Genomic DNA, 24,327 nt, shown 5'->3' on the forward strand with positions numbered 1-24,327 from the left:
ATCCCTGACAAGAACGAGTTGCTTAAAGTTCGGAGACAACCCATGACCGCATCCCTGCCCCGCCCCAGCACCCGGCCCAGTAACCGGCCCAGTAACCAGCCGTCCCTGGCCCCGGTCGCCCTGGCCTGCGCCGCCCTGCTGAGCCCGCTGGCCCTGCATGCCCAGGACGCTGCGCCTGCCAGCGGCGACAGCAAACAGCTCGACACCGTGGTGGTGCAGGGTCAGCGCTCCAGCCTCATCCGCGCCCAGGACATCAAGCGCAATGCCGAGCAGGTGGTGGATTCCATCGTGGCCGACGACATCGGCAAGCTGCCCGACGCCAACGTCGCCGAAGCCCTGCAGCGCATCACCGGCGTGCAGATCTCCCGCAACCGCGGTGAAGGCGACCGGGTGCAGGTCCGCGGCCTGCAGCAGACGCAGACGCTGCTCAACGGCCGGGTGATCTTCACCGCCGGCAAGGAACGCGGCCTGTCCTTCCAGGACGTGCCCTCCGAACTGCTCGCCGGCGCGGACGTCTACAAGACCCCGACCGCCGACCTGATCGAAGGCGGCATCGGCGGGGTCATCGACCTGCGCACCCGCCGTCCCTTCGACTTCGCCGGCTTCAAGCTGGCCGGATCGGTCAAGGGCACCCGGGCAGAGCTGGCGGACAAGAACAATGCCGAAGGCTCGCTGCTGGTGTCCAACCGCTGGAAGCTGGATGCCGGTGAATTCGGCGCGCTGCTGAGTGTCTCCACCCAAAAGCGCGACTACCGCTCCGACACCCAGGAACTGGACAACCCGGCCGCCCTGGCGGACGGCTCCGGCACCATCGCCCCGCTGGGCAACTGGCTGGCCTATGAATTCGGCCAGCGGGACCGCAAGGCGGCCAATGCCGCGCTGCAATGGCGGCCCGATGCCCGCAGCGAATACACGCTGGACTACACCCACACCCAGCTCAAGAGCCGCACCGACGTCTACGGCTTCTACGCCTCGCCCTTCTGGGCCAACTTCAGCAGCACGGCCAACCAGGGCCAGCTGTGGCCCAACGGCGCCGTCAAGACGGACAGCAACGGCCAGTTCGTCTCGGGCACCTTCTGGGGCGCGAGCATGAGCACCTCCAGCTCGGTGGCGGATGAAAACACCCGCATCGACCAGCTCTCCCTGGCCGGCAAGTGGAAGGTGGCGGACGCCGTGGTGCGCAGCGACATCAGCCACAGCCGCAGCAAGTTCGACCGCTTCTACCAGGAAGTGCGCCTGGGCACCTTCGCCAATGACCCGGCCACCTACACCTTCGACCTGAGCACCAAGCTGCCCTCGGCCTATTCCGAGACCTCCCAGCTGGACAACACCGCCAACTACTGGGCCGACAAGACGCTGTATTTCCGGATCAAGAACACCGGCCGCGAAACCGCCTGGCGTGCGGACGTGGACAAGCCGGTGGACGCCGGCATCATCACCAAGCTGCGGGGCGGCGTGCGCATCAACGACCGCCGCGCCGAAAGCGCGGAGATCAACACCATCAACGACATCTGGATGTTCAAGCTGAGCGACATCCCGGGTGTCGGCCTGCTGCCGCAGAACGACCTGCTCAAGGACGCCGGCGGCGGCAAGATCCCGCGCCAGTGGCTGGGCGTGCTGGACACCGGCTGGCTGCGCAATGCGGCGGCGGTGCGCGACACCTTCGACCTGTCGGTGCCCAGCTTCGACCCGGCCCAGACCTTCAACTACCGTGAGCGCGGCGGCGCGCTGTATGGTGCCGGCGACCTGGACACCAGCCTGGCGGGCCTGCCGCTGACCGGCAATGTCGGCATGCGGGTGGTGCGCACGAAGGTCGAGCGCGAGTTCACCAACCTGAGCAGCGAGCGGGTCAACCTGGACAAGAGCGACACCGACTGGCTGCCCACCCTGAACCTGCGCCTGGAACTGCGCCCGGACCTGCAGGCGCGCCTGGGTCTGTCCCGCGTGGTCACGCGTCCCAACTTCGACCAGCTCACGCCCAGCCTGAGCCTGAACGTCAACGACCAGACCGCCTACCAGGGCAATCCGGAGCTGGAGCGCCTGCGTGCGAACCAGGTCGACACCACGCTCGAGTACTACATCAGCAAGAGCGACAGCATCTACGGCGCCGCCTTCTACAAGGAGGTGCAGGGCTTCATCCAGAACAGCGTGTCGCAGGTGGCGATCAATGGCACCACCTATTCGCTGAGCACCCCGACCAACGGCAAGGACGGTCGCATCCGCGGTCTGGAAGTCGGCTACCAGGGCTTCTTCAACCAGTTGCCCGGCTTCCTGAAGGGGCTGGGCCTGCAAGCCAACTTCACCTATGTGGACAGCGCAGCGCCCAGCTCCATCAATGGCCGCACCGCGCCGCTGGAGGGGCTGTCCAAGCGCAGCGCCAACCTGGTGGGCATGTATGACTACGGCGATTTCTCTGCCCGCCTGGCCTACAACTGGCGCAGCGAATACGCGGTCGGTTCCCGCCTGAGCTATCCCACCAACAACGGTGTGACCGCCCTCACCCCGGTGACGATGAAGGGCTACGGCATGGTGGACGCCTACCTCAGCTACTCGCTGACCGACAAGATCAAGATCGCGCTGGAAGGCAACAACCTGACCAACACCGTGCGCCGCAGCTACTTCAGCGACTACAACCTGCCGCGCGGCACCTATGCCGATGGACGACGCTTTGCGATCAGCCTGCGCGCGGAGCTGTGATCCAGCGCGGTGACTGAACCGATGGGGCCGACGACAGACGCGTCGGCCGGGGCCGGCCTTTCCAGCGATGGGGGCCGGCTTTTTCATGGGCGATGCGCAAACTTTGATGTGCAACCCCCACATCGAAGCAGGCAAGCCAGAACTCACCACAGATCGAAGCCATCGTGCCCGGGCGCTCGCTCGCTCAGCATGACCGGTCGCTGCACATCAGCGGCGAACCTCCTTCCACTTTGTCGTGAGTTCTCATGTCCAAACAGCTCTCTCCGTGGCTTGGCGCGATGGTCACCCTGCCATCCGCGGCCCAAACACAGGCGGCCCAAACATCCGCGGCCCACACCGACTCGTCTTCCTCCACCCGCCTGCGACCGGTCCGTCCCCGCAGTGCCTCTTCCCTCCACACCCTGTTCCTTGCCGTCGCGGCACTGGCTGGCACGGCGCTGCTGAGCGCCTGCGGTGGCGGCAGCTCGGCTGACAGCAGCGCGAACGACACCTCGGCAGTCGCGCCCCCGGCCACCATCAGCGAAGCCCCCCGCACCGCACCGGCCATTCCGGTCGTGCCGCAGCCTCGTTATGCGGCCAGTGGTCCCGGCTCCTACCAGGACGCCCTCGCCCAATACACGCGTGTCGGAGAGGCGCTCCATGGCCAATAAGCTGCACACCCAAGGAAAGACGAGTGACGTGCGTCCGCTGCGATGGCGTCGCCAGGTGCTAGCCGTTGCGGCGGCACTGGCCACGAACGTGGTGATGGGTCTGGGCGTGACGCTGGCGACAGCCGCTCCGACCGAGGTTGGCAAGTCCGCGGCCACGGCCCAGCCTTGGTCGGCGACCACCACCTACGACACCGCCGGCACTTATGTCACCTACCGCGCCACCGTCAACGGCCAGGTCAAACAGGCCACCTTCATCAATGCGTGGTGGACGCAAAACGAGCCCCCCAGTTTCGTCAGCAGTGACGGCCCCTGGAAGCAGGTCGGCACCGTGCAGCTGATCCAGGCGGACGGTTCGTCCACCGTCGAGGCAGCGCCGCCCTGGTTTGCAACCGCGGCCTACACCGGCGGCAGTGTGGTGGTGGTGGACAGCCCGTCGGGCCGTCACTGCTACAGGGCCAAGTACTGGACGCAAGGCTTCGACCCGACCACGTCCGTCAGCCAGCCCTGGGAAACGCCGTGGGAATCGCTGGCCGCCTGCCCGGCAGCGCCAGCGGCGAGCAATGGCCATGCAACGGGCGGTTCGAATTCGAGCCCCCCGCCTGCAACCACCCCTGGCGCCACCCCGGACCCCGCACCGGTGAACGGCAACGGCAACGGCAGCGGCAACAGCAGCGACAACAGCACTGGAACGAACACTGGCAACGGCCAGGCCACGCCGCCTTCGGCACCGCCTCCCGCACCTCCCGCACCTCCAGCGCCTCCAGCGCCTCCCGCACCGCCCCCCACCGACAAACTGCCGCCCCAATCGGACCCCACCAACCCGACCTTGCCCTCCGGTACACCGATCGTGCCGCCGGTGATCGTGGAGACCCCGCCCGCCAGCCCCGTCAAAGCGCCGGTGCTGAGCCCCGGCGCTGAACTGCCGGCCCAGGGCTACGCCTTCCTGCGCCGCGTGACCGTCGAGGACTGGAACTGGATGTTCCCGCTGCGCTCGGGTCGTTATGACACCACGGGGGGCACCCGCAATGCGCCTCCGTTCGCCCAGCCTGACGGCAGCACCGACACCTTCCAGCTGTCGGCTTTCCGCCGCGCCGTGATGGAGTACAACGCCTGGGCCCAGGCCAACCACTACAAGCAATTCCTGAACGAAGGCACGCTGAAGCAGCAGGCCCAGGAATTCCTGGTGTTCTGGGCCAAGTCCTCTCGCGAGACCTCCGGCTCCTGGTCCAATGCGCCCGCGCCCTGGATCACCTCGATGAGCGACGACAACGGCACGCGGATGAATGTCTGGAAGGGCGGGCTCTACTGGGTGGAGGAAGTGGGCTACAGCAGCCGGCCCGACGGCACCAGTCCGGCCATCGGTTATGTGGACACCGGCTCCACCGCCTTCCCGCCGGTGCCGGGTCGCTCGTACCATGGCCGTGGCGTGATCCAGCTGTCCTGGAACTACAACTATGGGGCCTTCTCCCGCTGGCTGTGGGACAGCGGCCTGATGCGGGACGTGATCACCGCGCCGGACGTGCTGCTGCGCCGCCCGGACCTGGTGGCCAGCAACGGCGCCCTGTCCATCCTGTCCGGCATCTGGTTCTGGATGACGCCCCAGGGCCAGAAGCCCTCGTCGCATGATGTGCTGTATGGCGACATCACGCACATCTCCACCAACGGCAACGACACCGGCCTGCCGCAACTGCGCACCGGCATGACCGTCAAGGGCCAGCCCACCGGTCCGGTGGCCGTCGGCGACACGACGGATGAGGACGTGATGGCCTTCCGCATCGGCAGCATCATCAACATCGTCAATGGCGGGTTGGAGTGCAACGGCGCGTCCTCGTGGCACAACGGTCCGCCGCAGCGGGTCAGCTACTACAACGCCTTCACCGCCTACTTCAACCAGAAGATGCCTGACCTGAAGGCCACTCGCGTGCGGGCCGCCACCAACGTGTGGGACGCCAAGATTTCGGCCTCGTCGCCGGAAGCGCTGAAAAGCGCCACCTGCTTCAATCAGAAGTCCTACTACGGCTGGTAACAGCGAGCGCGTCCATCACGCATGCTCCCTACGGCCCCCAGCGCCTTCCGGCCCTGGGGGCTTTGTCGTCCCAGGTCAAGCGGTGATCAGAACGGGTCCAGCGCGCTGGTGAATCGTCCGGAGCCATCCAGCGCGCCCCAGGTGTAGCCCTGCCACCCCGGATAGGCCTGCGGCTCCCAATACAGCACGCCCAGCCCATTGCTGCCCAGCGCGGACACGCGTGTGAGCACATCCGCCAGCATGGCCTTGGCCGAAGCCGCCTGCTGCCAGTCCATGCCGGTCTCCGCGATGATCACCGGCTTCTTGTAGCGGGACACCATGTCCGCCATGTTGGTGGACAGCTGCGCATTGAGCGTGCTCCAGTTGCTGGCGGTGGGATAGTGCGACATGCCGATCACGTCGTACTTCGCGCCATTGGCCTTCATGCCGTCGAAGAACCAGCGGAACAGCGCGTTGTCATAGCCGTTGGACAGGTGCAGCACCACCTTCGCATTCGGGAACACCGCCTTGGTGGCGTCATACCCGCTGTTGATCAGCTGCACCAGGTTGGAGAAGCTGCTGCCCGAGGCCTGGCCGCTGGGCCAGAGCATGCCGCTGTTGATCTCGTTGCCCACCTGCACATAGTCCACCGTCACACCATTGGTCTTGAGGTAGCTCAGGATGCCCTGGGTGTGGGAATACACATCAGTGACCAGCTGGCTGAAGCTGTGGCTGGTCCAGGCGGCCGGCTTGGTCTGCTTTCCAGGGTCGGCCCAGCTGTCGCTGTAGTGGAAGGTCAGCATGATCTTCTGACCCTGGGCCGCCGCGCGCTTGGCCTTGTAAAGCGTGTCGGCGCCGTCGCACCAGCCGCCGCTCGGGTTGACCCACACCCGCAGACGGATGGTGTTGACGCCGAGGTCACTGAGCAGCTTGAACGGATCGGTCTTGGTGCCGGCGCTGTTGTAGAAGCTGTAGCCGGCCGACTCCTCCTGGCTAACCCAGCTCACATCGGCGCCCTTGACCAGCGTTGCCGCCAGCGCGGGCAGCGGCAGCAGGCCGCCGGACACCGCAGCGGCTGCGGCCATTCCCTTCAAGCCCGTGTGCAGGGCTTCGCGTCGTGTCCACTGTCTCTTCTTCATTCCCTTGTCTCCTTTGGTTGGTCTGTGGGGGGAATTCGGATGCAGCTGGCCCTTCTGTGCTCAGGGCCGGAAGCGATATCGGATGCGGTGCGCCCAGACCGACCCCGGGCGCAGCCAGCAGTCCGGCTGAGGCCATTCGGGGTGATGGGGGCTGTCGGGCAGGTATTGCGGCTCCAGCGCGATGCCGCTGAAGGCCGGCCAGTTCGGATGGCAGCCTTGGGTGCCGCTGCCCAGGAACTCGCCGGTGTAGACCTGCAGCGCCGGCAGCGTGGTGAAGAGGTCCATGGCCAGCAGCCCGTCGGCGGACTTGAGCGTGGCTGCGGCACGGGCCATGCTGGCGATGCCTTCCTCCAGCAGGAAGGCGTTGTCCAGCGCCTGGCCGATGGTGCGGCCGCTGCGGTAGTCCCAGCGGCCCGCCTGCAGATGCTCCACCGAGGTGGGGTCGCCAGTGGGCAGGCCTTGTCCATCCACCGGCAGCACGCGGGACGCGGTCACCTGCAGACGCTGATGGCGCACATCACGGTCACGGTGACCGTCCAGCTGGAAGTAGGCGTGGTTGGTCAACCCCACTGGCGACGCGCGGGTGCCGCCCAGACGGGCGCGGTAGTCGATCTCCACGACATAGCCAGGCAGCAGCCGATACAGGACTTCCACCGAGAGGTCGCCGGGGAAGCCCTGGTCCCCGTCTTCGGAGTGCAGGCCCAGGCGCAGACGATCGCCGGCCTGCTCCAGCAGGGTCCATTCACGCTGATGGAATCCGCCGGGGCCGCCATGAAGCTGGTGGTTCGCGCCCGGCTCGGTGGCGAGCGTCCAGCTGCGGTCGCCGGACCGCAGGCGCTGACCCGCAATACGGTTGGCCCAGCGGCCGACCGTGGCACCGACATAGGCGCGGTTGCGCCGCTGCGAGTCCAGATCGTCGAAGCCGAGCAGTACTTCGCGGCTGGCCCCATCGCGCATCGGCACGCGGCAGCCCACCCAACTGGCGCCCAGGCCCAGCACCCGGATCTGCAGGCCCTCCGGCCCGGTCAGGGTCCAGGCGTCCACGGCATCGGCACAGCGCACGGGGGGCTGCCCCGAACGGTCGCTGGGTGCCACGAAGTCGCCGAACTTCTGATTCCATTCGCCGGGAGCCTCGGGGCGGGAGGCGTCCAGATTCAGGTCCAGATTCAGGTCCACATCACGGCCCTGATGAGCGTTCGGATGTAGGCGCAGATCAGGCTCGGGATTCGAATCCAGATCGAGATCCAGGTCGCTCTCCGTGTCCGCAAACGCATCCGCGGCACGGCCGCCGCCGGCGCTGCCGTTCGGGGTGCCTTCCACCACGCTCATTCCTTCACCCCGCCCGCCGTCAAACCCGCCACCAGCCAGCGCTGCATCAGCAGGAACATCAGCGTCAGCGGCAGCCCGGCCAGCAAGGCCGTGGCGGCAAAGTCGCCCCAGAGATACCGCTGGTTGAACAGGAACAGGCGCGAGCCCACGGCCAGCGTCAGTTGCTGCTCGTCATGCAGCAGCACCGAGGCGACCGGGTACTCGATCATCGCGCCCAGGAAGGCCAGCACGAACACCACCGCCAGCACCGGCTTGGCCAGCGGCAGCAGCACCATCACGAAGGACTGCCAGCGGCTGGCGCCGTCCACGGCGGCCGCTTCTTCCAGATCGGGCGGAATGCTCTCGAAGTACCCCTTCACCAGCCAGATGTGCTGCGCCACCGCGCCGGTGTAGGCCAGCGCCAGGCTCCAGTGGCTGTTCAGGCCGAGCCAGGGCACCCAGTCGCCCAGCCGGTCGAAGATGGCATAGATGGCCACCAGCGCCAGCACCGACGGGAACATCTGCAGCAGCAGCATGGCGGTCAACGTGCCGTCGCGGCCGGCAAAGCGCATGCGGGCGAAGGCATAGGCGCTGGTCACCGACAGCACCAGGCACACCGCCGCGCTGACCAGCGCCACCTTCATCGAATTGAAGATCCACTGCAGCACCGGGAACGGCGGCTGGGTCACGCGGCCCTGCGCATCGGTCACCGGCAGGCCCAGGGCCAGGCGCCAGTGCTCGAAGCTGATCTCGCTGGGGATCAGGCTGCCGCCGGCAAAGTTGCCGGGCCGCAGCGAGATCGAGACGATCATCAGCAGCGGCAACAGGCTCAGCACGATGAACACCAGCAGGAAGGCATGCAAGGCCAGCACACGCCAGCGTTGCGAGGAGGTCATCACCATCGGCATAGGGGTTTCCGTCAGTCCGAGTCAGTCCGGGTCAGTCTGCGTCGATGCCGCTCAGCGCCGCACCGTCTTCGCGCCACCGAAGAAGCGCAGGTTCACATAGGCCAGCAGCGCCACGATCACGAACACGATCGAAGAGATCGCGCAGGCCAGCGCATAGTTCTGGCCGCCGTCGTTAAAGGCGATGCGGTAGGTGTAGGACGCCAGCAGGTCGGTCGCGCCCACCGGCACCACCGTGTCCAGATAGTCCGGCGCGCCTTCGGTCAGCAGGGCGATCAGCGTGAGGTTGTTGAAGTTGGCCGCGAAGGACGCCACCAGCAGCGGCGCCATCGGCCGCATCACCAGGGGCAGCGTGATGCGGAACAGGTTGGTCAGCGGCCCGGCACCGGCCAGCGCCGACGCTTCATACAAGTCTTCCGGGATGGCCTTGAGCAGGCCCATGGCCAGGATCATCATGTACGGATACCCGAGCCAGGTGTTGACCGTCAGCACCATCGCCCGGGCCAGGGTGGCGTCGCTGAACCAGCCGGGGCGCACGCCGAAGAGCAGGTCCAGCACCAGGTTGATCTCGCCCAGGTTCTCGTTGAAGAGCCCGCGGAACACCGGGATGGAGATGAAGGCCGGCACGGCATACGGCAGGAACAGCGCGATGCGGTAGGCGGAGCGCCCCTTGAGCGCCGGCCAGCTCAGCGCGACGGCAAAGAACAGCCCGAGCGCGAAGGTCAGCAGCGTGTTGAGCGTCGCGAAACTCACCGTCCAGGCGAAGACGCGGCCGAAGGGTTCGAGGAACTGGCGGTCCCCGAAGATGCGGCCGTAGTTGGCCCAGCCGACCGTCGTGCGGAAGCCGGGTTCCAGGGCGCGGCCCTGCGCGTCACGCCAGACGCCGGCGGCATGGTCGGCGGTAATCAGGCTGCCGTCGCGCAGGTCCACGAGGTGGTCGGGGTCCTGGGCCGCGCCGGGGCCGTCACGCTTGAGGACGTAGCGCGGCTTCTGGTCGGTGATGCGGTGCAGGCTGGCAAGTCGCCAGGTTCGGGCATCGGGGCTGCGCAGGACGAGGTGGCGCAGTTGCGGCAGCAGGGCCACCACATCGCGACTGCTCAGCCGCTGGGCCCCGGACACAGCGGCCTGGGTCACCGACGACGCACTTGGCGCCGCGGGGGAAGGAGACGGGTCTGGCAGCAGCGCCACGGGGTTGCCGCCCTCGGCGACCTCCGCCAGCGCGAAGGTCTCGCTGCGCCATGGCTGCTCGTCATCATCGACCAGCGTGGCCACGTACTTGGGCCCTGTCCCGGACCCCTTGGCATCGTCCAACTTCCACAGGCTCAGGTCCATGCCCCGGCCTTCGCTGTCGGCCTGCTGCAGCAGCACCTCGGTCGCACGGGTGAAGGACAGCAGGTGAGCCGAGCTGTAGTTGGTGAAGCCGATCGCCAGCGTGAAGCCCATCGGCAGCACGATGAACACGGCCACCGCCAACACGCCCGGCGTCACATAGCGCCAGGCCTGCAGGCGCTTGGAGAACTGCAGCATCACCAGCAGTCCGGCCAGGCCCAGCACCGCCATGGCCCAGCCAGCTTCGTGGCCGCGCAGCAGTTGCTGGCACAGGAACAGCAGTCCGAGGACCGCCAGGAGGTTCAGGGCATGAAGGCCCCAGCTCAGCGCGCGCATCAGCGGACCTCCCCGCTCGACGCCGCTGAAGCGAGCGACCCCGCGCCGGTCGAGGCGAGCGACCCCGAGGCGGCCGAGGCGCCGCTCCGGCCCTCCGCCGCCGCGTCACCCCCCTGCCCCGCCACGCGCTTCGCCGCCCGGGTGAGGCCTTCGTCCACCCCTTCCCGGCCCTGCGTGATGCTCTGCACCGCCGCATTCATCGCGGTCCAGAAGCGCGCCATCTCCGGGATGTTGGGCATCGGCTCGCCCAGTTGGGCGGCCTCGGCCGTGCCGGCGGCCAGCGCATCACCCTTGAGCTCCGCCAGCAGCGTGCGGTTGGCCGGCACGCCCAGCGGCACATGGGCCTGCATGGCCCGCAGGCCGTCCAGGCTCAGCAGATAGTTCTCGATGAATTCAGTGGCCAGCAGCGGCTGTCGGCTGGCTGCGCAGACCATCGCGCCCAGCACGCCCACCATCGGTCGTCCCGGCCGCCCCTGCAGGGACGGCAAGGGTGCGGCGGCCACGCGCAGGCCGCTCTTGGTCAGGTTGTTCCAGCCCCAGGGGCCATTGATGGTCATGGCCACGCGGCCCTCGTTGATCGCCGCTTCGCTCTCGGCATAGGTGGCGGTGCGGGGCACCACGCCCTCGTCCACCAGACGCTTGAGCAGCGCCATGCCTTGCCGGGTGCCCGGCGTGTCGATGCCGTTGCAGCGGGCATCCCAGCTGCCGTCGTCGCGACGGGCAAAGGCAAAGCCACCGCCGGCCGACATCAGCGGATAGGTGTAATAGAACTCGTTGTAGGGCCACATGATGGCCCGGCGTCCGGAGGGACGCAGCTGGCGGTCCAGCGCAAAGACCTCGTCCCAGGTGCGCGGAATACGCGGCACCAGGTCGAGATTGCAGATCAGCGCCACCGTCTCGATGGCGATCGGATACCCCCAGGTGCGCCCGCCGATGCGCCATGGCGACCAGGCCAGTGGATTGATCTCGTCCCGCAGCCGGCGCGACGGGGCCACCGGCCGGATCAGGCCCGAGGCGGCCCAGCCGCCGGCCCGGTCATGCGGCCAGATCCACACATCGGGGCCCTTGCCCGCGGCCGCGGCCTGCTCAAACTTGGAAACGCCGTTTTCGGGATGCTCCACCCGCACGGCGATGCCGGTGTCGCGGGTGAAGACCTCGCCGATCTTGACGATGCCCTCGTAGCCCTTGTCGCCGTTGATCCAGATGCGCAGCGGCTCGCGACCGGCCAGCAGCCCGGCCGATGCAGGGCCGGCCAGCGACGACAGGACCGTGCCCAGGCCGGCCTGCAGGCCCAGTCCCGCACCGACGCGCAGCCATTGCCGGCGACCCGGCACGATCTGCGCGGGATCCGCCTCATCAATGAGCCCCATCGGGCCGTCCTTGCCGGTCATCCGCATGAGGCGACCTCATCCTGCAGTCGAGGCACGGCCACGCCGCGCGTGTCGAACAGATGCACATCGTCCCGCAGCGCCGCCACCGGCAGGGCTTCGCCCACCCGCGGCACGGCGGCGCCTTCGGGCAGACGCAGCACCATCGCGCCGCCAGGCCCGGACAGATACGCCAGGCTCTGGTCGCCCAGATGCTCCATCCACTGCACCTGGCTGAGCATCGTCTCGGTCAGGCGCGGATCGCTGCCCGTGGCCGGACGCAGATGCTCGGCGCGCACGCCCAGCGTCACTGCATCGCCCTCGGCCAGCGCGTCCGCACGCATCGGCAGCGACAGCACGGTGCCGTCCTGCAGGGCCACATGCACGCCATCCGCCGCGCGTGCGCGCACGGTCGCGGGCAGGAAGTTCATCCGCGGCGAACCCAGAAAACCCGCCACGAACAGGTTGCGCGGCCGGTGATACAGCGCCAGCGGCGCGCCGCACTGGGCGACGCTGGCCTGCGGCTCGGTCGCACCGGGCGGCGGCGGTTGCAGCAGCACCATGCGGTCGGCCAGGGTCATGGCTTCAACCTGGTCATGGGTCACGTAGATGGAGCTGGCGCGGCCCTGGCTGCGGTGCAGACGGGCGATCTCCAGCCGGGTCTGCTGCCGCAGGGCGGCATCCAGGTTGGACAGCGGCTCGTCGAACAGGAAGACCCCGGGCTGGCGCACCAGCGCGCGGCCGATGGCCACCCGCTGACGCTGCCCGCCGGACAGCTCGCGCGGCTTGCGCTGCAGCAGATGCTCGATCTGCAGCAGCCGCGCCACTTCCTCGATGCGCTTGCGCGCCTCCGGCTTGGGCACGCGGGCCAGTCGCAGGCCAAAGCCCAGGTTGTCCGCCACGTCCAGGTGCGGATACAGCGCGTAGCTCTGGAACACCATGGCGACATCGCGTTCACCGGGCGCCAGCTCATTGACACGCCGGCCGCCGATGCGCAGCTCCCCATGGGTGATGGTGTCCAGGCCGGCGATCATGCGCAGCAGGGTCGACTTGCCGCAGCCGGACGGCCCGACAAACACGCAGAACTCGCCCTCGGCGATGTCCAGCGAAACTTCATGCACCGTGGGCACGCCGCCCTCGACATAGGTCTTGCCGATGCGATCGAGTTGAACCGATGCCATGGGTCAGCTCCCGGCCTGCGGCGACACCGCGTCGGTCCGCGACAGGCTCAGCACCGCTTCGCGCAGCACAGCGCCAGCCCCTTGCGCACGGGCGGCGGGCTCCAGGAAGACCGGCAGGTCGGCCGCAATGGGCAGCAGGCTGATCTCGATCGTGGGCGCGGTGCCTGCGGGCAACCAGCGGTCCAGCGCGATCTGCCAGCGGCTGCCGTCGCAGAAGCGGTCGTCCACCACCTGGCCGTCGATCCAGAGCCGGGCCACGTCGCCGACCAGATCCAGGGTCAGCCACAGGCGTTGATGCGGTGCGCCGTGCAGCGCTTGCAGCGCCTGCGGCGGGACGGTCAGCGTCCAGCGGGCCGCGCCGGCTTGGGCGGATTCATCCGGCACCAGGGGCACCGGACCGTCGCGCCAGCTGATGTGCGGGCCCCATTGGATCGCGGGCGGTGCACCCGCCGCCTGTTGCAAAGCAGCTTGCAGCGCCCACTGACGCGCAGGCTCGGCGGCAAAGGACCAACGGGCCCAGGTCACCCCGGCCGTGTGGCGTTCACCGCCCAGGCCATCGGCCGGATAAATCCAGAGCTCGCCCGCTTCGCCCGCGGGGCGCTGCAGATGCAGACGATCGTCCGTCGAATCCAGGAAGGCCGGATGGCTGCTGCGGACCAGGCGTGCTTGCCCGCCCAGTTCGATCCGCTGCGATTCAGCCGCCATCGTCTCGGGCAGGATCAGCAGGCGATGGACCCGGCCATCGGCGTCGGTCAGTTCAATCGTCTGCGGGCGCTCCGTGGCGGACAGCTGCACGCGGGTGGCGCCGTCCTCCAGCACGTCCACCGTCACCCCCTTGGCGTCCACCGCGTCCACGGCTTCAACAGTCTTGAGCCCGGACGCCTCCAACACCACTTCGGCGGGGACGCCTTCGATGGCGAATCCCACCCAGGTCACTGCTCCCTGTGCATCGGTCCAGCGCGTCAGGGGCTGCACCGTGGCCTGGCGCATGCGGACCGCGCCCAGCCGCTGCCCCACCGGCCAGATGAAGGCCATGCCCGATTGCAGGTCCACACCGCCGGTCGAAGGCATGCGCAGCACATCGCCCTCGGCGGTCTGCAGCATCCAGTGCCGTCCCGGCATGGCGGGCAGCGGATGGTGACGCACATGGTGGTTCACGAACACGAAGCCTTCCATCTCCGCCGCCCGTGCGCCCACGGCGCGCACCGACACGCGCGGCTGAGTGCGGTCGGCCGGGTCCAGCGGGCCCGCCTCCGGCAGCACCGCCACCAGCGGAGCCAGCGTGTCCCCGAAGGCCTGCATGAACTGATGCAGCAGCCGCAGCCGACCCCAGGACGGACGCACCTGGCCGTACTGGCCCAGCGGCGCATGGAAGTCGTAGCCCCATTGCGGCACATCGTTGGGGTAGCCGCTGGCCTGGGTCTCGTTCAGCGGCCCGGTCTCGCAGACCGGATTCGTGCCGCCGTGGTACATGTAGTAGCCGTAGAGATTGGCGCCGGAGCCCAGCTGCACCAGCGTGGTGGCGTAGACGTCCTCGGTGCTGATCACCGGGCGGCGGTGATAACTCTGGTGCATGCCGCCGCCGGCCTCGGCCAGGCAGAACGGATAGTGTTCGGTATCGATCAGGCCGGCGGCCGGGGTGCCGTCGACATTGCCCATCTCGCCGATCACCCGGCGGGTGTTGAACAGGAACACGCCGGACGGCGGCAGCGCCTCGCGCGAGCCCTGCCAGAAGCCATCGGCATAGGCGCCGGAGACCGGCAGCACCTCGGTGGGCGGGATGTCCAGGGTCGGCCAGCCGGTGACGGTGTAGAGCGGCACTTTCATGCCTGCCTCGAGGGCCAGCCGCTTGAGCTCGGCAATATGCTCCTTGCCCGCGCCGGGCCCGGTGGCGCCGTATTCGTTTTCCAGTTGCAGCCCGATGATCGGTCCGCCGTCGCACCAGAGTCGCCCCTTTACCTGGGCGCCGATCTGGTCATAAAAGCGCTTCACATGGCCGAGGTAGACGGGGTCGTTGCAACGCAGCGGGCCGGTGGCCGGCAGCCAGTCCGGGAAGCCGCCCAGCCGCACCTCGGCATGCACCCACGGGCCCGGCCGCAGGTAGACCAGCAGCCCGGCCTGCGCGGCCAGGTCGATGAAACGGGCGAGATCGCGGCGACCGTCCCAGTGCCACTGCCCCTCGAAGGGCTCATGGTGGTTCCAGATGATGTAGCTGGCGACGATGTCCACGCCACCCGCCTTCATCTTGGCCAGCTCGGTGGCCCATTCGGACTCGGGATACCGGCTGTAATGGAACTCGCCCATCACCGGCATCCAGGGCCGGCCGTCCAGGCTGAGATAGCGGCTGTTGACCGTCAGTTGCCGCGTGGGATGCTGATGGTGGCCGAGGTTCAGGAAGCCGGTTTCAGGCGCAGCCAGAGTGGCCGGCACAGGCACGACCACCGAAAGGGATGTCTCACTCACGATTGTTTTGGGCTGCCCCCAGCGATGGGAAAAGCAGGTTAAGCGATTAATTTAAAAGAGTAGACCAAGCGGCCCACGAGGGAGCAATGCGGGTAAGCCCCAAGGCGCCCCGCCGATGAGCGCACCCGGGACCCTCCTGAAACCGGCGCCAGGCCCCGTGGCTGCGCCGATGGCGATTCTATGCGGCCTCAGGCGCCCGCCACCCGCCAAGTCGCCGTCCGTGCGCAACCTGTACCCTGCTTGTCGTTGACATCGTCCAGCGCCCTTGCTCCAATCGAGTTAATCGATTAACTGAGCGAGACATGTCCTCCAGTTCCCCGACTCCTGCTGCGCCGCCGATGCGTCTGGGCGTGTGCTACTACCCCGAGCAATGGCCGCGTGAGCGCTGGGCCGACGACGCACGCGCCATGCGCGAAATGGGCCTCTCGACGGTGCGCATCGCCGAATTCGCCTGGTCCCGCATGGAGCCGTCGGAAGGCCGCTTTGACTGGGAATGGCTGGACGCCGCCATCGACACCCTCGCGGCGCAGGGCCTGCAGGTGATCCTGGGCACTCCCACCGCAGCGCCACCGCAGTGGCTGGTGCAGGCGCATCCGGATGTGCTGCCGGTGGATGCGCAGGGCCGGGTCAAGCCCTTCGGTGCTCGTCGCCACTACTGCTTCTCCAGCCCATCGATGTGGGCCGCTTCCGAGCGCATCGTCACCGCCATGGCCGAGCGTTACGGCCAACATCCGGCCGTGGTGGCCTGGCAGACCGACAACGAATATGGCTGCCACGACACCACGCTGTCCTACAGCCCGGCCGCCCTCGCCGCCTTCCGCCACTGGCTGGCGCAGCGCTACGGCACCATTGAAGCGCTGAACGAGGCCTGGGGCACGGCCTTCTGGGGCGTGCAGTTCCTGGGCTTCGAGCATGTCGGCTTCCCGGTGGGCCAGCCCACCAGCGCCCTGCCGACGCATGCGATGGACTTCCGTCGCTTCAGCTCCGACCAGGTGGTGCGCTACAACCGCATGCAGGTGGACCTGCTGCGCCGCCATGCGCCCGGCCGACCGGTGCTGCACAACTTCATGGGCCTGTTTGGTGAGTTCGACCACCATGACATGGCCGCTGACCTGGACATCGCCGCATGGGACAGCTACCCGCTGGGTCACGTCGACACGGCCGCGACCTTCCTCACCGAAGCCGAGCGCCAGCAATGGGCCCGCACCGGTCATCCCGACATCAGCGCCTTCCACCATGACCTGTATCGCGGCATCGGCCACGGCCGCTTGTGGGTGATGGAGCAGCAGGCCGGCCCGGTCAACTGGGCGGACTGGAATGCACTGCCGCTGCCCGGCATGGTCCGGGCGTGGAGCTGGGAAGCCTTTGCCCACGGCGCCGAGCTGGTGTCCTACTTCCGCTGGCGGCAGTTGCCCTATGGCCAGGAACAGATGCATTCCGGCCTGAACCGGCCCGACGGCAAGCGGGACGTTGGCGGCGAGGAAGCGGCGCAGGTGGCGCGGGAGATCGCCCAGGTTATGGCCCAAGTCATGGCCCAGGTCAGCGGCGATGCCTTCGACCAGAGCAGCGACCAGAACCGTGCCCAGAGCAGCACCCACGCCGGCGGCGCTGCCCTCCCCGCCAAGGCTCTCGCCACCGACCGCGCCGAGGTGGCGCTGGTGGTGGACTACCCCTCCCTGTGGATGACCCAGATCCAGCCACAGGGCAAGGACATGGCCGGCTTCGGCGTGGCCATTCGCTATTACTCGGCCCTGCGACGGCTCGGCCTGAATGTGGACGTGGTCGGCCCCGACACCGACCTCACTGGCTACCGGCTGGTGGTCCTGCCGCAAGCCCTGCATGTCAGTGACGCCCTGGCGGGCCGCCTCGCACAGCACGCCGGCGTCATCGTGGCCGGCCCTCGCACCGGAAGCAAGACCGCCGACCTGGCCATCGCCGCCCCGCTGCCCCCAGGCCCGCTGCGAACGCTGCTGCCGGTGCGAGTGCGTGCAGTGGAATCGATGCGTCCCGGGCGCCGCTATGCCGTGCAGGCCGAATCAGGCGCCGCACTGGGCCACGCCACGCAATGGCGGGACCTGCTGGACCTCGACACCTCGCCCCAAGGCCAGGACGTCCAGGTGCGCGAGCGCTGCGAAGACGGCTGGCCAGCCCGGGTCAGCGCCGGCCGTGTCGACCTGCATGCCGCCCTGGTGGACGAGCCCCTGCTGCAGGCATGGCTGGACGACGCAGCCCGCCGAGGCGGACTGTCCCCGGTGGCGATCTCCGCACAAACGCCGGGCCTGCGCCTGCGCCGTCGCGGCGCGGTGCAGTTCGCCATCAATCACGGTCCTGCGGATGCGAACGTTCCGTTGCCGACCGGCGTGCCGTTGCTGCTGGGGAGTGCGACACTCCCGCCGGGCGGTGTGGCCGCCTGGGTCGTCCCCGGTTTGGCGCAACGGTCGCGCTGATTCGGCGCCTGGCCTCTTCGCTCACCCTTGAATGACTGCCTGACCGCTTCCCCATTCGTTGCCCACGCCACTCCCCCGATGACCCACGGCTGACCCCGGCACGCCCCCTTGCCCAGGCACGGGCCCTGCCCCAGGTTCAGCCCCATCCAAGCCCCACGATGTCCTTCGACCGCAACCAACATTCGCACCGCCGCTACAACCCGCTCGCCGGACGTTGGGTGCTGGTGTCCCCGCAGCGCAGCCAGCGTCCCTGGCAGGGCCAGACCGAAAGCCCGGACACGGCGGTGCGCCCGTCGCATGACCCGTCGTGTTACCTGTGCGCCGGCAACACCCGCATCAACGGCGAAAAGAATCCCGACTACACCGGCACCTTCGTCTTCGACAACGACTTCGCCGCGCTGATGGCCGATGTGCCGGCGCCGGACGGCCTGGGCGCCGAGGCGGACGGCGGTCTCTTCCAGGCCATGCCGGCGCGCGGCACCAGCCGGGTGATCTGCTTCTCGCCGGACCACAGCCGCAGCCTGCCGGAACTGGATGAAACCGCCCTGCGCGGGGTGGTGGACATGTGGTGCGCGCAGAGCGAGGAACTGGGCCAGCGTTGGCGCTGGGTGCAGGTCTTCGAGAACAAGGGCGCGATGATGGGATGCTCCAACCCCCATCCGCACGGTCAGATCTGGGCCTGCGACTTCCTGCCCGAACTGCCCCACCGCGAAGACCAGCAGCAGCGCGACTGGCTGCAGCAGCGCGGCGAGCCGATGCTGCTGGCCCTGGCCCGCGCCGAGGCCGAGCACGGCGAACGCGTGGTGGTGCAGAACGACGACTGGCTGGCCATCGTGCCCTACTGGGCCGAGTGGCCCTTCGAGACGCTGCTGCTGCCGCGCTTCCCCGTCCAGCGCCTGCCGCAGCTGACCGACTCGCAGCGGCGCAGCCTGGCCCTGGCCGTGCGGGAGCTCACCACCCGCTACGACAATCTCTTCCAGTGCAGCTTCCCCTACTCGATGGGCTGGCACGGTGCGCCGACCGGCCCGGACGCGGGCGACGGCGCCCACTGGCAGCTGCATGCCCATTTCCATCCGCCGCTGCTGCGCAGCGCCACGGTGCGCAAGTTCATGGTCGGCTTTGAGCTGCTGGCCGAATCGCAGCGTGACCTCACGCCCGAGCAGGCCGCCGCACGCCTGCGCGAGCAATCCACCGTCCACTATCGCCAGCGCTGAATTCCGATGGCCACTTCTGCTTCCCCCGCTTCCTCCCTGTTCAACGCTGTCCCCACGCCGCTGCCGGCCACCGCCGAAGCGGTGGTGCAGGCCTACACGCAGCGCCATGGTGTGGCACCGACGGTCCTGGCCCGCGCCCCGGGACGGGTCAACCTGATCGGCGAGCACACCGACTACAACGACGGTTTCGTGCTGCCCGCCGCGATTGACCGGGACACCTGGATTGCCGCCGGCCCGCGGCAGGACCTGGAGGTCGACGCGCTGGCGCTGGACGAATCCGCCGCCGACGACCGCTTCACCCTGAGCGCCACGCCGCCCCACTTCCAGGGAGGCGGCTGGCGGGACCACGTGCGGGGCACCCTGGCGCAACTGGTGCCGTTGATGGCCCATCCGGTGGGCATGAACCTGGTGATCGCCGGGGACGTGCCGATGGGGGCCGGACTGAGCTCGTCCGCATCGCTGGCCCTGGGGCTGCTGCGCGCGGCCCAGCAGATCGCCGGCGACAGCGCGCTGACCGGCAAGCAACTGGCGCGGCTGGCCCAGCAGGCCGAAAACCGCTTCGTGGGCTGCCAGTGCGGCATCATGGATCAACTGGCCAGCGCTGAAGGCCGGCCCGGCCATGCGCTGCTGATCGACTGCCGGTCGCTGGAGACCCGTCCGGTGTCGCTGCCGGAAGGCACGACCCTGCTGATTGCCCATTCACGGGTCAAGCGCGGCCTGGTCGATTCCGCCTACAACGAGCGCCGCGCCCAGTGCGAGCAGGCGGCGCGCGCCCTGGGCGTGCCGGCCCTGCGGGACGCCACGCTGGAGATGCTCGCCGGCGTGCAGCTGGAGGACAAGGTCTTCCGCCGCGCCCGCCACATCATCACCGAGAACACCCGCGTGCTGGAGGCGACCGAAGCGCTGCAAGCCGGCGACCTGGTGCGCCTGGGCAAGCTGATGAAGCAGTCCCACGAATCGATGCGGGACGACTTCGAGATCACCGTGCCGGCCGTGGACCAGCTCGCGGCGCTGCTGCAGGACGTGGTGGGCGACCAGGGCGGCGCCCGCATGACGGGGGGCGGTTTCGGGGGCTGCTGCATCGCGCTGCTGAAGAAGGACCTGGTGCCCAAGGCGCTGGAAGCGCTGGAGCGCGGCTACCGGTCGCCGGAAGGCCTGCCGGCGCTGGTCTACCTCTGCGAGGCCGGTCCGGGCGCCAAGGCCCAAGCCTGGCCGCTGGCCGCGCCGGCAGCGGGTACGATCGCGGCATGACAACACTGGTTGAGGTGGCGCGGGCCGCCGGCGTCACCGCCGCCACGGTTTCCAATGTGCTGCGCAATCGCGGCAAGGTCGGCGAGGAGACGCGCCGGCGCGTGCTCGCGGCCGTGGAGAGCATGGGCTACCGGCCCAACCTCATGGCCCGGGCCCTGGTGGAGGGCAAGCCCCACACCATGGCGCTGGTGGTGAGCAGCATCGCCAACCCGTTCTATCCGGAGTTTGCGCTGGAGGTGGAACGGGCCGCCCGCAAGCTTGGCTACTTCCTGCTGGTGTGCAACACCAACGACGATCCGGCGCAGGAGCGCGCCTACCTGGATGCGGTGGGCGGCGCGCTGGCGCAAGGCGTGATCGTCATGAATGCGGACTTTGTCCAGCTCGACGCCCTGCAGGACCTGCGCCGCCGCGGCGTGCCCGTGGTGCTGTGCATGTGGGAGCGTCCGCAGGAGCCGCCGCCCCTGCCCTGCGTCGCGGTAGACCTGTACCAGGCCGGCGTGCTGGCCGCGGAACACCTGCTGCGGCTGGGGCACAAGCGTCTGGGCGCCGTCTGCGGCAGCGAGCCCACCGGCAACCACCAGTGGCGTTTGCGCGGTTTCATCGACACGGTGCAAAAGGCCGGGGTGGAACTGCCGGCCAGCCATCTGCGTTATGGCCACGACACCATCGACGATGGCCGCAATGCGGCGCACAGCCTGCTGGCCGGGGTGCCTGGCCTGACGGCGGTATTCGCGACCAACGACCTGCCCGCCCTGGGTGTGCTGCAGGCGGCGGCCGAGCTGGGACTGGAAGTGCCGCGAGACCTGTCGGTCATCGGCGTCACCGATATTCAGCTGGCCCACCAGATGCGGCCGGCGCTCAGCACCGTGGCCATGCCGACGGCGGAGGCGGCGATGCTGGCGGTGCAGATGCTGCAGTCGGAGATCACGGCCAAGCCGGACCATCCGCTGCCCATCTCCATCACCGAGCCGCCGCGGCTGGTGGTGCGTGCGTCTACTGGGAAGCCGCGCGGCTGAGAGGCCGGCGGCTGCCCCGTGGGTCTTTTCGCGGGGTCAGCCGTGGCGAGAATCAGCCGTCGCGACGATCAGTAGTAGCGAGGGATGGGGCCCTTCTGTGGTGTCGTATCGCCTTGCAGGTCCACCATCACCTTGTCGGCGAAGCACCAGCCCCAGCCTTCCGGCGGGTCGTAGCCTTCGATGATGGGATGCTGCGTCTCATGAAAATGCGCCCGCGCATGCCGATGCGGCGACTCGTCGCAGCAGCCCACATGGCCGCAGGTGCGGCAGATGCGCAGATGCACCCATTCACTGCCCAGCTTCAGGCATTCCTCACAGCCTTTGGCGCTGGGTTCCACCTGCCGGATACCGGCCGCATGCACACAGCGGTAGCCCATGATCAGGCCTGGCGCTGAACGCGGCTGGATTCGAACAGGAACCAGGTGCGACGCTCGGTTTCGTCGATCCAGTTCTCCAGCAGGCTGGACGATGCAATGTCGCGGTGCTCGTCGGTGACGTTGTGGGCTTCGCGCAGGCGCTCGGCCAGCAGCTTGTTGTCCTCACGCAGCTCGGCGAGCATGTCCAGTGGGTCGACGTAGTCGGCGTCGTTGTCGCTGATGCGCTGCAGGCGGCTGATGTGGCCGATGGAACGCAGCGTGGTGCCGCCCACCTTGCGGATGCGCTCGGCCAGCGGATCGGTCATGGCGTAGAGCTGGTCGCCCTGCTCGTCCAGCAGCAGGTGGTAGTCCCGGAAGTGGGGACCGCTCATGTGCCAGTGGAAGTTCTTGGTCTTGAGGTAGAGGGCGAAGACGTCGGCCAAGATGCCGTTCAGGGCGGCGCCGATGTCGGTGGTGGCTTCTGCGGACAGGTCGCTGGGGGTGGCCAGCGGTGCCTTGCGGCGGGTCTTGAGGTCGGATTTCTTGGAGTCGCTGAGTTTGGCCATGACTGACTTTCAGGTGAAGGGTCTGGAACATCGGACTGGCCGACGGCCACCAGCATGGTGCCGATCACGGCCGCTTGCCAACACTCCCATTGGGAGGGGGCTGATCGTCGCAAGTGAGAGGGCGTCGGCAAGCGGCGCGCCAGGGGACGCGCTACCACGACCCGTGCAGTAAAAAACCGCCGCCCGGTGCATGACCAGGCGGCGGTTTCATGTACGGCGCGGGGCCGTGGGTGTAAGCCCGTGAGAACCGCCCTTCCCGGGCGGTGCGGCGCTTACTTCCAGGGCGCCGTCTGCAGCGCCGGGTCGTCCACCAGGCCCAGCGAGCCGGAGACCTTCTTGCCGATGCTGCCCGGCGACGCCAGCGGCGCGCTGCCACAACTGCCCGAAGCGGTCTTCAGCGCCTGCCACAGCATCGCGCCGTCACGCGGGTTGCGGTTGCTCAGCGTGCTGCCCGTCACTGCATTCAGGTAGCGCTCCACCGAATACGGCTGGTTGATATTGGCGCCGTAGCTGTTTTGCAGGATGACCGAGCCGGTGCACTGCGCATCGGCATTGTTCACCACCAGCTGCCCCCCCGCCCAACCTTCCGGCGCCGTCTCGAAGCCGATCGACACGATGGTGCTGCTCGGGAACAGCTTGCGGTATTGCTGCCATGCGGTCACGCCGTCGTAATGCTCATAACGGGCGTCGTAGCTCATGATGTTGACCAGGTTGAAGGCCGTGGACAGCGCCGGATACGCACTGACCAGTTGCCGCTCCAGGCCGGCCTTGCCGCCCCAGTAGCTGACGCCCACACCCGCACACTGCGCATCATTGGCTGTTGCCGCCGTGCAATCGGCACCGGTGGACCAGGCTGCCACGCTCAGGATGCGATTGCCGCCGGCCAGATCGACCGCCTTGCGCATGGCCTTGACCGCGCCGGCATAACCATCGAGACCTTCGATCTCGTAGTCCACGTCCAGGCCGTCAAACCCCACGTCCTTCAGGATGTTGGCCAGGGCGTTGATGGTCGGGCCGCTGCCGGCGTGACCTTCGGCGGACAGCGTGCTCCAGCTGTTGTAGGTGGCGCCGCCCACGGCCAGCAACACCTTGATGTTGCGGGCATGCAGGACGTCGATGGCCGCCTTGATGTCGGACGGACGGCCATTGAAGTTGATGCCGGTGCCCGACCAGTTGTTGGCGCTCATGCCGCCCCAGCTGAAATTGGGCTGCGCAAAAGCGGCCACCACATGGGTGTAGTTGGCCGGAATGCGGGCGAAGTTGCTGGCCTTGAACACCTGGTTCTTGGTCATGCCGGTGGCATCGAACCAGTTGTCACTCCACGACGGGTAGTAGACCGTGTAGACCCGGCCCGCCTGCGTGGCGGACTTGGCCGCAGGGTCCGTCAGATCGGGGGACGGCGACGGCGCGGGGCTCGGCGAGGGGCTGGGGGAAGGACTCGGCGACGGGCTGGGTGAAGGGCTAGGCGAAGGGCCAGGGGACGGAGAACCCGAGCAACTGCCCACCACCGTCCACGGCTGACCGGAGCCGGTCGCACCGCTGCTGGTGGTCGGATTGTTGTTCTGGGTCCACCAGTTGGCCTTGTAGTTGGTGGTGGCCACGCTGGCCAAGTCACCGCCGTTGTAGACCTTGGAACTGGACCAGACCGGTGCGCAGTTGCCCGACGGCGTGGGGGAAGGAGACGGGGAAGGAGACGGCGACGGCGAAGGCGTCGGACTCGGGGACGGGCCGGGCGACGGCGAAGGGCCCGCCGTGGCGCCCAGGTCGGTCCACAAGGCCGCGTTGGTGGGATTCCAGCCGGTGCTGGCGTAGTCGGTCTGGTTGACCAGGGCCCGATACAGCTTGCCGTTGTAGCTCACCACGGTGCCGGCGGCGTAATACACGTCCGGCGCCCAGGCGGCGTAGGTCTGCGCGGCGGCGTGCAGCGCGAATGCGGCAGCGCTCAGGATCGCCAGCTTGCGCAGTTCACGCAGCGGGATGCTGTGGCGGTTGCGATCGGAGGGGGAAGGCTTCATGCAAGTGCTCCTGTAAACGACGTCAGTGGCCGTCCCTCCGCGCCCTCGCGGAAGGACAGCCCACCGGGCGTCGCTGCCCGAC

The 24,327-nt window shown here is 68.4% G+C and carries 17 protein-coding genes; 7 read left to right on the top strand and 10 right to left on the bottom strand.

Features of this window, described 5'->3' with window-relative positions; translation table 11 throughout:
* Positions 1-42 precede the first annotated feature (42 nt).
* The 3 genes from DES44_RS12980 (at position 43) to DES44_RS25290 (ending at position 5,373) form a co-directional block, all read left to right on the top strand.
* The gene (locus DES44_RS12980; RefSeq protein ID WP_058935309.1) at positions 43-2,697 is read left to right on the top strand and encodes a TonB-dependent receptor; all 2,655 of its coding nucleotides are present in this window, start codon (positions 43-45) and stop codon (positions 2,695-2,697) included.
* Positions 2,698-2,942: 245 nt separating this feature from the next.
* Positions 2,943-3,347, top strand: coding sequence for a hypothetical protein (locus DES44_RS12985; protein ID WP_147307077.1), 405 nt, complete (start codon positions 2,943-2,945; stop codon positions 3,345-3,347).
* Complete coding sequence (locus tag DES44_RS25290; RefSeq protein WP_198164775.1) at positions 3,337-5,373, top strand: glycoside hydrolase family 19 protein; 2,037 nt, start codon at positions 3,337-3,339, stop codon at positions 5,371-5,373. The genes DES44_RS12985 and DES44_RS25290 overlap by 11 nt, the downstream gene beginning before the upstream one ends.
* A gap of 86 nt (positions 5,374-5,459) precedes the next feature.
* Here DES44_RS25290 and DES44_RS13000 read toward each other — a convergent pair whose 3' ends face one another.
* The 7 genes from DES44_RS13000 to DES44_RS13030 all read right to left on the bottom strand — a co-directional run bounded on the left by DES44_RS13000 (position 5,460) and on the right by DES44_RS13030 (position 15,380).
* Positions 5,460-6,491 (bottom strand): glycoside hydrolase family 53 protein, encoded by a 1,032-nt coding sequence (locus DES44_RS13000; RefSeq protein WP_232309773.1) that lies wholly within the window; start codon positions 6,489-6,491, stop codon positions 5,460-5,462.
* 60 nt (positions 6,492-6,551) lie between these two features.
* Positions 6,552-7,820, bottom strand: a complete 1,269-nt coding sequence (locus DES44_RS13005) for a galactose-1-epimerase (RefSeq protein WP_083525615.1) — start codon at positions 7,818-7,820, stop codon at positions 6,552-6,554.
* A complete protein-coding gene (malG, locus tag DES44_RS13010; protein WP_232309774.1) occupies positions 7,817-8,695 on the bottom strand; it encodes a maltose ABC transporter permease MalG in 879 nt (292 codons plus the stop codon). Before malG ends, DES44_RS13005 begins: the two co-directional genes overlap by 4 nt.
* Before the next feature lie 63 nt (positions 8,696-8,758).
* Positions 8,759-10,369 (bottom strand): maltose ABC transporter permease MalF, encoded by a 1,611-nt coding sequence (malF, locus tag DES44_RS13015; protein WP_083525616.1) that lies wholly within the window; start codon positions 10,367-10,369, stop codon positions 8,759-8,761.
* Entirely contained in the window at positions 10,369-11,766 is a 1,398-nt protein-coding gene (gene malE / locus DES44_RS13020) for a maltose/maltodextrin ABC transporter substrate-binding protein MalE (RefSeq protein WP_232309775.1), read from the bottom strand. The genes malF and malE overlap by 1 nt, the downstream gene beginning before the upstream one ends.
* On the bottom strand, positions 11,757-12,917 hold the full coding sequence (locus DES44_RS13025; protein ID WP_058935316.1) for an ABC transporter ATP-binding protein: 1,161 nt from the start codon (positions 12,915-12,917) through the stop codon (positions 11,757-11,759). Before DES44_RS13025 ends, malE begins: the two co-directional genes overlap by 10 nt.
* Before the next feature lie 3 nt (positions 12,918-12,920).
* On the bottom strand, positions 12,921-15,380 hold the full coding sequence (locus DES44_RS13030; RefSeq protein ID WP_147307080.1) for a beta-galactosidase: 2,460 nt from the start codon (positions 15,378-15,380) through the stop codon (positions 12,921-12,923).
* A gap of 338 nt (positions 15,381-15,718) precedes the next feature.
* Between DES44_RS13030 and DES44_RS13035 the strand changes: the two genes are divergently transcribed.
* The 4 genes from DES44_RS13035 to DES44_RS13050 all read left to right on the top strand — a co-directional run bounded on the left by DES44_RS13035 (position 15,719) and on the right by DES44_RS13050 (position 21,308).
* A complete protein-coding gene (locus DES44_RS13035) occupies positions 15,719-17,827 on the top strand; it encodes a beta-galactosidase (RefSeq protein ID WP_058935318.1) in 2,109 nt (702 codons plus the stop codon).
* A gap of 158 nt (positions 17,828-17,985) precedes the next feature.
* On the top strand, positions 17,986-19,041 hold the full coding sequence (locus DES44_RS13040) for a UDP-glucose--hexose-1-phosphate uridylyltransferase (protein ID WP_058935319.1): 1,056 nt from the start codon (positions 17,986-17,988) through the stop codon (positions 19,039-19,041).
* A gap of 6 nt (positions 19,042-19,047) precedes the next feature.
* Positions 19,048-20,292 (top strand): galactokinase, encoded by a 1,245-nt coding sequence (galK, locus tag DES44_RS13045; RefSeq protein ID WP_083525617.1) that lies wholly within the window; start codon positions 19,048-19,050, stop codon positions 20,290-20,292.
* Entirely contained in the window at positions 20,289-21,308 is a 1,020-nt protein-coding gene (locus DES44_RS13050) for a LacI family DNA-binding transcriptional regulator (RefSeq protein ID WP_058935320.1), read from the top strand. The genes galK and DES44_RS13050 overlap by 4 nt, the downstream gene beginning before the upstream one ends.
* A gap of 68 nt (positions 21,309-21,376) precedes the next feature.
* Here the strand turns inward: DES44_RS13050 and DES44_RS13055 are convergent, their stop codons facing one another.
* The 3 genes from DES44_RS13055 to DES44_RS13065 all read right to left on the bottom strand — a co-directional run bounded on the left by DES44_RS13055 (position 21,377) and on the right by DES44_RS13065 (position 24,245).
* A complete protein-coding gene (locus DES44_RS13055) occupies positions 21,377-21,685 on the bottom strand; it encodes a UBP-type zinc finger domain-containing protein (RefSeq protein ID WP_058935321.1) in 309 nt (102 codons plus the stop codon).
* A 2-nt stretch (positions 21,686-21,687) separates the two neighbouring features.
* A complete protein-coding gene (locus DES44_RS13060) occupies positions 21,688-22,230 on the bottom strand; it encodes a Dps family protein (protein ID WP_058935322.1) in 543 nt (180 codons plus the stop codon).
* Between the two features lie 272 nt (positions 22,231-22,502).
* Positions 22,503-24,245, bottom strand: coding sequence for a glycosyl hydrolase family 18 protein (locus DES44_RS13065; RefSeq protein WP_058935323.1), 1,743 nt, complete (start codon positions 24,243-24,245; stop codon positions 22,503-22,505).
* Positions 24,246-24,327 lie beyond the last annotated feature (82 nt).

This window comes from Roseateles depolymerans, from assembly GCF_003387155.1.
Lineage (GTDB): Bacteria > Pseudomonadota > Gammaproteobacteria > Burkholderiales > Burkholderiaceae_C > Roseateles > Roseateles depolymerans.

What these genes read in the sequence shown, in the direction of transcription:
- DES44_RS12980 (WP_058935309.1), top strand. Translation starts at nt 43, where the DNA reads ATGACCGCATCCCTGCCCCGCCCCAGCACCCGGCCCAGTAACCGGCCC.
- DES44_RS13065 (WP_058935323.1), bottom strand. Translation starts at nt 24,245, where the DNA reads ATGAAGCCTTCCCCCTCCGATCGCAACCGCCACAGCATCCCGCTGCGT.
- DES44_RS12985 (WP_147307077.1), top strand. Translation starts at nt 2,943, where the DNA reads ATGTCCAAACAGCTCTCTCCGTGGCTTGGCGCGATGGTCACCCTGCCA.
- DES44_RS13000 (WP_232309773.1), bottom strand. Translation starts at nt 6,491, where the DNA reads ATGAAGAAGAGACAGTGGACACGACGCGAAGCCCTGCACACGGGCTTG.
- DES44_RS13035 (WP_058935318.1), top strand. Translation starts at nt 15,719, where the DNA reads ATGCGTCTGGGCGTGTGCTACTACCCCGAGCAATGGCCGCGTGAGCGC.
- DES44_RS13005 (WP_083525615.1), bottom strand. Translation starts at nt 7,820, where the DNA reads ATGAGCGTGGTGGAAGGCACCCCGAACGGCAGCGCCGGCGGCGGCCGT.
- galK (WP_083525617.1), top strand. Translation starts at nt 19,048, where the DNA reads ATGGCCACTTCTGCTTCCCCCGCTTCCTCCCTGTTCAACGCTGTCCCC.
- DES44_RS13060 (WP_058935322.1), bottom strand. Translation starts at nt 22,230, where the DNA reads ATGGCCAAACTCAGCGACTCCAAGAAATCCGACCTCAAGACCCGCCGC.
- DES44_RS25290 (WP_198164775.1), top strand. Translation starts at nt 3,337, where the DNA reads ATGGCCAATAAGCTGCACACCCAAGGAAAGACGAGTGACGTGCGTCCG.
- malE (WP_232309775.1), bottom strand. Translation starts at nt 11,766, where the DNA reads ATGCGGATGACCGGCAAGGACGGCCCGATGGGGCTCATTGATGAGGCG.
- DES44_RS13055 (WP_058935321.1), bottom strand. Translation starts at nt 21,685, where the DNA reads ATGGGCTACCGCTGTGTGCATGCGGCCGGTATCCGGCAGGTGGAACCC.
- malF (WP_083525616.1), bottom strand. Translation starts at nt 10,369, where the DNA reads ATGCGCGCGCTGAGCTGGGGCCTTCATGCCCTGAACCTCCTGGCGGTC.
- malG (WP_232309774.1), bottom strand. Translation starts at nt 8,695, where the DNA reads ATGACCTCCTCGCAACGCTGGCGTGTGCTGGCCTTGCATGCCTTCCTG.
- DES44_RS13040 (WP_058935319.1), top strand. Translation starts at nt 17,986, where the DNA reads ATGTCCTTCGACCGCAACCAACATTCGCACCGCCGCTACAACCCGCTC.
- DES44_RS13025 (WP_058935316.1), bottom strand. Translation starts at nt 12,917, where the DNA reads ATGGCATCGGTTCAACTCGATCGCATCGGCAAGACCTATGTCGAGGGC.
- DES44_RS13050 (WP_058935320.1), top strand. Translation starts at nt 20,289, where the DNA reads ATGACAACACTGGTTGAGGTGGCGCGGGCCGCCGGCGTCACCGCCGCC.